The 6,948-nt window shown below is 32.0% G+C and carries 8 protein-coding genes and 1 riboswitch; all 8 genes read left to right on the top strand.

The genetic code is table 11. The annotated features are described in order from the left end of the window. Window positions 1–226: 226 nt before the first annotated feature. The 8 genes from RSA29_RS16485 (at window position 227) to RSA29_RS16450 (ending at window position 6,936) form a co-directional block, all read left to right on the top strand. Window positions 227–1,021 (top strand): DUF2225 domain-containing protein, encoded by a 795-nt coding sequence (locus RSA29_RS16485; RefSeq protein ID WP_346944194.1) that lies wholly within the window; start codon window positions 227–229, stop codon window positions 1,019–1,021. A 234-nt stretch (window positions 1,022–1,255) separates the two neighbouring features. Then, window positions 1,256–2,092 carry a flagellin gene (locus RSA29_RS16480; RefSeq protein ID WP_346944195.1) on the top strand — a complete coding sequence of 279 codons (837 nt, stop codon included), beginning with the start codon at window positions 1,256–1,258 and terminating at the stop codon, window positions 2,090–2,092. Further along, a riboswitch (cyclic di-GMP riboswitch) is annotated at window positions 2,092–2,175 on the top strand. Its footprint overlaps the gene before it by 1 nt. A gap of 253 nt (window positions 2,176–2,428) precedes the next feature. After that, window positions 2,429–2,806 (top strand): flagellar basal body rod protein FlgB, encoded by a 378-nt coding sequence (gene flgB, locus RSA29_RS16475; RefSeq protein WP_346932624.1) that lies wholly within the window; start codon window positions 2,429–2,431, stop codon window positions 2,804–2,806. A 2-nt stretch (window positions 2,807–2,808) separates the two neighbouring features. Further along, a complete protein-coding gene (flgC, locus tag RSA29_RS16470) occupies window positions 2,809–3,240 on the top strand; it encodes a flagellar basal body rod protein FlgC (RefSeq protein WP_346944196.1) in 432 nt (143 codons plus the stop codon). Window positions 3,241–3,260: 20 nt separating this feature from the next. Next, entirely contained in the window at window positions 3,261–3,587 is a 327-nt protein-coding gene (fliE, locus tag RSA29_RS16465) for a flagellar hook-basal body complex protein FliE (protein ID WP_346944197.1), read from the top strand. 16 nt (window positions 3,588–3,603) lie between these two features. Continuing rightward, entirely contained in the window at window positions 3,604–5,175 is a 1,572-nt protein-coding gene (gene fliF / locus RSA29_RS16460; RefSeq protein ID WP_346944198.1) for a flagellar basal-body MS-ring/collar protein FliF, read from the top strand. Window positions 5,176–5,177: 2 nt separating this feature from the next. Next, on the top strand, window positions 5,178–6,191 hold the full coding sequence (gene fliG / locus RSA29_RS16455) for a flagellar motor switch protein FliG (protein ID WP_346932628.1): 1,014 nt from the start codon (window positions 5,178–5,180) through the stop codon (window positions 6,189–6,191). After that, the gene (locus tag RSA29_RS16450; protein ID WP_346944199.1) at window positions 6,175–6,936 is read left to right on the top strand and encodes a FliH/SctL family protein; all 762 of its coding nucleotides are present in this window, start codon (window positions 6,175–6,177) and stop codon (window positions 6,934–6,936) included. Before fliG ends, RSA29_RS16450 begins: the two co-directional genes overlap by 17 nt. Window positions 6,937–6,948: the final 12 nt, after the last annotated feature.

The following is a 6,948-nucleotide window of genomic DNA, read 5'->3' as shown; positions in this document are numbered from 1 at the left end:
AAGTGTTGCTTAACCCCTTTTTTTATTGTGTCCTTGACAAGGGGTCCATTTTATACAATTTTAAAGAGTCTAGTTATTTTTTTCTCTAAATCATTCCAATAAGTGAAAGTTATCCATAAATGAGATTTAATATTTTCTTTGACATAAAATTTTTATTGAAGTAAAATAGAATGAAATGATAATTAACATGCATAATTTAACACATGCTATATGGAGGCAATTTAGGATGGAAGATATTTTTTCCTCATTAAAATCCTTAGGATTTAATTATGAAGATGATTTAGAGATATATTTAAAGAAAGAAGATAAGTGTGATGAAGGAGAAGTTTCTAAGAGTGAGATTAAATTTGATGTAAATACTCTCCTTTATGATAAAAAAATTGATTGCCCAGTTTGTTTAAGAACTTTTAGTTCAAGGGTGGTAAAGGCATATGTACTAAAGGTTAAACATGTAGATACTGATGGATTTAAAATATACGATGGGATAAATCCATATTTTTATGATGTTTTAGTTTGTCAAATTTGTGGATATTCTGCATTGAAAAGTGATTTTTTAAAATTACCAAACTATAAGCGAGAAACTATACTTGTAAAGGTAAGTAATAAATGGACAGGTAAAGAATACCCACAAGTTTATGATTGTGAGATTGCTATTGAACGTTATAAACTTGCACTCCTTAATGCAGTAGTAGGTGAATTAAAAGATAGTACTAAGGCTGTACTTTGTTTAAAGATTGCATGGATGTATAGAAGTTTAGAAAAACAAGAAGAAGAGAAGGTTTTTCTCCAAAAGGCATTACAAGGTTTTCTTATTGCTTATGAAAATGAACGTACTCCTATATATGGTTTAAACATATATTCTTTGAAATACCTTATTGGTGAAATCTATAGAAGGATAGGAGATTCTCAAAATGCGAAAATATGGTTTGGGAAAGTCATCTTAAGCAATGCGGGTAATAAACTTAAAGAAAAAGCTAGAGATATGAGAGAGCTAGTTAAGGAAGCCACACTGGTAAAATAAAATCAGTGTGGTTTTATTTGGGTAGTGAATATAAAGAAATAAAAAATGTAACGATTAAAAGAGAGAAAAATGTTACTTTATTTAAAATGATGTGGATTTATTGGAAAAGATGAAGTATAATGTAATTAAGAAATGAATATAGAGTAACTGGCTGGTATAATGTGTTGGTTTTATATTAAGTATTGGTGATTATGACCGATAATACTAATAAAAGTAATTTTATGGAGTGATTATATGAGATTAAGTAGAAATATGTCAGCAGTAAGAATATTCAATAGCTATACTAAAAATATAGCTGCTCAATCTAAGGCTTATGGAACTGTAAGTTCTGGTGTTAAGGTTCAAACTTATAAGGATGATCCAAATGCTAAGGCTAAAAGTGATAAACTAAAGCTTGAAATTAGAGGGCTTCAGATGGCAAGTAGAAATATACAAGACAGTGTGAGTTTACTTCAAACTGCGGATGGTGGGATGCAAAACATTAGTGAATCTCTTCAAAGGGCAAGGGAACTTATGGTCCAAGCAGGTGGAGTGAATACAGAAAATGATAGAGCTGTTATTCAAAACGAAATTAATACTATTTTAGAAAGCATAACTTATACTGCTAATAACACTGAGATTAATGGAATAAAGTTAATGGGAGATAACAATAAGCCTGGAGATACAGTTAAATTGTTAATTGGCGCTACGGATGAAGATTTGATAGATATCGCAACTCTTAATCTTACTGCAGATGGGCTAGGGCTTGGAAAAGATGCAGCAGATAGGATTAGTACTGAAAAAGTAGATGAGGGATTAGAGAGATTAGATGTAGCTATAAATACTTTGAATGCTGGAAGAAGCAAATATGGAGCTGTTACAAATAGAATGGATTCTACAGCCACATATACTAATGAAATTGTAGCTACTGTAGAAGGCGCTGAAGCTAAAATTACAAGCTCAGACATTGCTCTTGAAATGGTAGAGTATTCCAAAAATTCTATACTGGTTGAATCGGGCTTAGCTATGATGGCTCAATCAAATAAGTTTCCACAAGATATACTGAGAATACTCGAAAATGTTATGAAATAAAACTTAATAGGCAAACCTAGGTAAATCTAGGGACGCAAAGCTATAGGGGCTAAAGTTTAATACCATGCCAGCCAGTTGCCAAAGAGTAATTTATACTTTTTGTTTTTAAATGTTTAAATAGAATTGTAGAAATATTTCTATATTAAACACTTTAATTAGCATTTAAGCTACTCTTATTAGAGTAGCTTTTTTTTTACAAATAAAAACAGGGAATATATAATTAATTATGTATAAATATAAAAAAATAAATTAATTGTATAAAAAAAGAAGGAATTTAGTAGTTTTTGTCTAATTATATAGTAATGTATAATAATTAGTATCAATAGGAGGAATTATATGACAAATAATGAAATATATAGTCTAATAAAGAAGTCTATGAGTGTAACAGTAGAAGGAAATAAGGCTATTGCCAATAATATTGCAAATGTAAATACTAAAGATTATAAAAGACATTATGTACCGTTCGAACAAGTTATGGAAGATACTGCCAAAGGTGGTCTTAAAACCAATGACAGAAGGCATATAAGTACTAAAAATGGTGAAATTCAAGTTAAAAGAGATACTAATACGTCTATGAGAGAGAATGGTAACAATGTGGATATTGAATCGGAAATGACAAGTCAAGCAGCTAATACTATGATGTATGAGTCTTTAGTGAGATTTGCAAGTGGAAAGCTTAATAGTAGAAGTAAAGTTATAAAGGGTGGTGTGTAAAAATGGAAGCATTTAGAGGGTTAAGAATTTCTGCTAGCGGACTTTCAGCCGAAAGGTTAAGAATGGATACTATTTCTTCAAATATTGTAAATGCTGGAACTACAAAAGGTAAAGATGGAAAACCTTATGTAAGAAAAATAGCTATGTTTCAGGAAAATTTAGAGCAGGCTTACAATAAAAATACAGGTAAGGTAGAGGGGAAAATGCAAGGTATAAAATCAGTTGGAGTTATAGATGATAAATCAGAACTTAGGAAGGTTTATAACCCAAATCATCCAGATGCTGATGTAGAAGGATTTGTAACTATGCCAAATGTAAATATTTCAAATGAAATGATAGAACTTATAGCTTCAAGTAGAGCTTATGAAGCAAATATAAATGCTATGAATGCTCAAAAAAGTATGTTTATGAAAAGCCTAGAGATAGGTAAATAGAGAGATGGGAGTAATACTTTATGATTAATAGTTATATGCCAAGTACGATGATTTTCAAGGAAGACTTAAAAGAAATATATGGATCAATGAGAACCTCCGATGAAAAAAAGGTAGAACAGGAATCTTCAGGAATAGGATTTGCAGCGGCTATGAAGGAAGAATTGCAGAAGGTAAATGATAAACAGATAAATGCTGATAATAATATTAAAGGATATATTAATGGTGAGAAAAGTATTCATGAAGTTATGTTAGCTAGAGAAGAAGCATCCTTATCATTAGAGCTTGCTATTCAAGTTAGAAATAAGCTGGTTGATGCTTATAAGGAATTTAATAATATGCAAGTATAGTGGGAGGAAGAATTAAATGAACAAGCTATCGGAGTTAATGAAAAAGCTAAAAGATAAGTGGAATGCTATGTCTAAGAAGAAGAGGGTAGCTTTATCAATTATTATTGTAGTGGCGATATTAGCTATAGGAATATTACTTTACATATCATTAGTACCTAAGTATACAGTCCTATTTTCAAATATGGATTCTCAAGATTCGGGAAGAATTATAGAAAATTTGAATGGTAAGGGTGTTAAATATAAAATAGAAGGAAAATCTATTTTAGTTGAAAAATCTCAAGTTGATAAACTTAGGATGGAAATGCTTTCAGAGGTGAAAATTACTGAAGGAAGTCAGGGGTTTGAAATTTTTGATGAAGGAAAAATTGCACCTACGGATGAAGAGTCTAGAATTATGTACCAAAGGGCTATTTCGGGTGAGCTTGAAAGAACTATAAAATCCTTTGAAGAGGTTGAGGCTGTTAAGGTAAACCTAGTTTTACCTAATAATTCAGCATTTATAACAAAACCTTCACCGGCTAGTGCATCAGTAACATTAAAACTCGTGCCAGGAAGTGAACTCTCTCAAGAACAAGTTAAGGCTATAGTGTATTTAGTTACAGGGAGTGTAGAGAACTTAGATAAAGAGTCAGTTACTATTGTATCTGATAATTTAACGCTACTTACAGAGGGATTATTTGATAAGGATGGCGGTTCTCAATCTGCAAGCACGGAAAAACAGATTGCGTCAACTAGAAAGTTAGAAAAAGAGTATGAGAGTAAAATTTTAAATGTATTAGAACCTATTTACAAAGATAATGTAAAGGTGTCAGTAAATACAGAGTTAAATTTTGATGCTGTAAAACAGAATAATGTGATTTATGATAAGGATAAAAATGTTATCGTTAGTGAACATACAATTAAGGATACCTTGGGAGATGAGGGGAATACCTCAGGAAGTACTGTTGATAATAATATGAACAATACTCAAGGGGAAGAAACTGCTACTACTGGAAATGGTAGATTTGAAGAAACAAAAAATTATAACAATTCTAAAACAGAAGAGACTGTTGTAAAGGCTCCAGGTCAACTGGATAGAGTAACAGTATCAGTGGTTATAAATGGTGAATTAGATAACATTACAAAGAGTACTGTGAAAAATTTAGTTGCAGATGCCATTGGGTACAGTGAAGCCAGAGGTGATGGAATATCTGTTGAGGGACTAAACTTTAATGAGGACTATAAATCACAGGCTGAAAAAGAAATTGAGGCTATGAAGGCGGCAGAGTTAAAAGCTAAGAGAAATAAATTAATTGCACTTACGGTGGGGGCAGTTGTTGGACTTATATTAATTATAGTAACTATCCTTATGGTAAGAAGTAAGAAGGTTAAAGATGAAGAAGAGGATGAAGAAGCTGTGGATAGGTTAGATGTTACTATTGGAAATCAACAGTTGGAAACTGCGGCTGATTTATACAAGAGTTTAAATTTAGATGTAGAAACTGAAAAAGAAAAGGTAATGAAAGAAGTTAAGAAATACGCAGAGAAGAAGCCAGAGCAGGTTGCGGAGATAATAAAATCATGGCTTAACGAAGAAGAAAGGAGATAGTAATGGCTAAGACAGAAAGATTTACAGGGATTCAAAAGGCGGCAATACTATTTATTTCTTTAGGGCCAGATGCATCTGCTGGGATAATTAAAAGATTACCAGAAAATGATATTCAAAAAATAACCTATGAAATTGCGAATATGGCGTCAGTTAGCGCTGAAGAAAGACAAGCAGTTCTAGATGAATTTATGGCAAGTAATAAGGCTAAGGAATATATTTTAGAGGGTGGAGTAGAGTACGCTAGAAGCGTTCTATCGAAGGCTTTAGGAATGCAGAAGGCCAATGATATTTTAGATAGGGTTACAGAGTTTTCACAGCAGTTTAGACCATTTTCAATTGCTAGGAAGGCTGATGCAACTCAGCTAATGAATGTTATTTCGGGGGAACATCCTCAAACAATAGCATTAATTCTTTGTCACCTTCAACCTGATAAAGGGGGGCAGATATTATCTGCTCTTCCACCAGAACTTCAAAGTGATGTAGCGTATAGAGTTGCTACCATGAGTAATATTTATCCAGTGGTAGTTAAGGAGATTGAAGAAGTTTTAAATAATAAATTATCTTCCGTTGTAACTAGTGAGAGCAATGTTATCGGGGGAATTCAATCCCTTGTTAATATACTTAATCAAGTTGATAGAACAACTGAGAAAAATATTACAGAAGGTCTTGAAAAAGAAGATATGGAACTTGCAGATAAAATTAAGGAATCTATGTTTGTATTTGAAGATATTATCACTATTAATGATGTGGAGATTCAAAGAATTTTACGTGAGGTTGATAATAAAGAATTATGTATGGCACTTAAGGGTACTTCTGAGAATGTAATAGATACAATATCAAGAAACCTTTCAAAACGTGCAGCGTCTACTTTAAAGGAAGATATGGAATTCTTAGGACCAGTAAGACTTATGGATGTTGAAAAGGCACAACAAAAAATTGTTGGTTTAATTAGACGACTAGACGAAGCTGGAGAAATAACAATTTCAAGAGGTGGAGAAGATGCACTCATCTTATAGAGTAATCAAAAGTGTTAATGTTTGTGAAGTAGGGAATAAAGAGATAGATTCAAGTTTTCCAATAAATTTCATTTGTAATTGTAATAGTGATAGTGAAGAAGTTGCTGAGGAATATGAAGGTAATTATGCTGAAGTAAAAAAACAATGTGAAGACCTTATTGAAAATACTCATAAGGAAATAGAAGAAAAGTTTTTAAGGGCTGAAGAGGATATTAGTAAAAGTCTTTATGAGGCTAAGGAAGCTGGATTTAAACAAGGATATGAAGAAGGTTATCAGGTAGGATCTGATGAGGGGTATAGAAAAGCTTATGAAGAGGGGTTGCAAAAAAATGAGGAGATAATAAGGAATGCGAATTTCATATTATATCAAGCTAAGGAAGAGTATGATAAGTACCTTAAAGCAAAGGAAATGGAGATTAGAGATATCATCGTAAAATCTGTGGAGACTATGCTTAAGAAGGAACTTGAGAACCCGGAAGCTCTAAATAAGCTTTTATATACAATGTTATCAGAAGAAAAAAATGCCAAGATAATTATTATAAGAGTATCACCTACCTATGTGGAAGAGTTAGAAAGTATAATAAAAGATTTCACACATAATTTAGGCATTAGAGGGGAAGTTATTATACTACAGGATAATTTCCTTGAGGAAGGAACATTGGTAGTGGAAAAAGACCATGGAAAAACATCCTTTACTATTAATAATAGCATAGAAAAATTAAGAGAAATCCTTATGGAAGTATAAAGGGAAGTAGAA

This window comes from Clostridium sp., from assembly GCF_036660475.1.
Classification (GTDB): Bacteria; Bacillota; Clostridia; order Clostridiales; family Clostridiaceae; genus Clostridium_J.
This window is presented reverse-complemented; position numbering and strand designations above follow the sequence as displayed.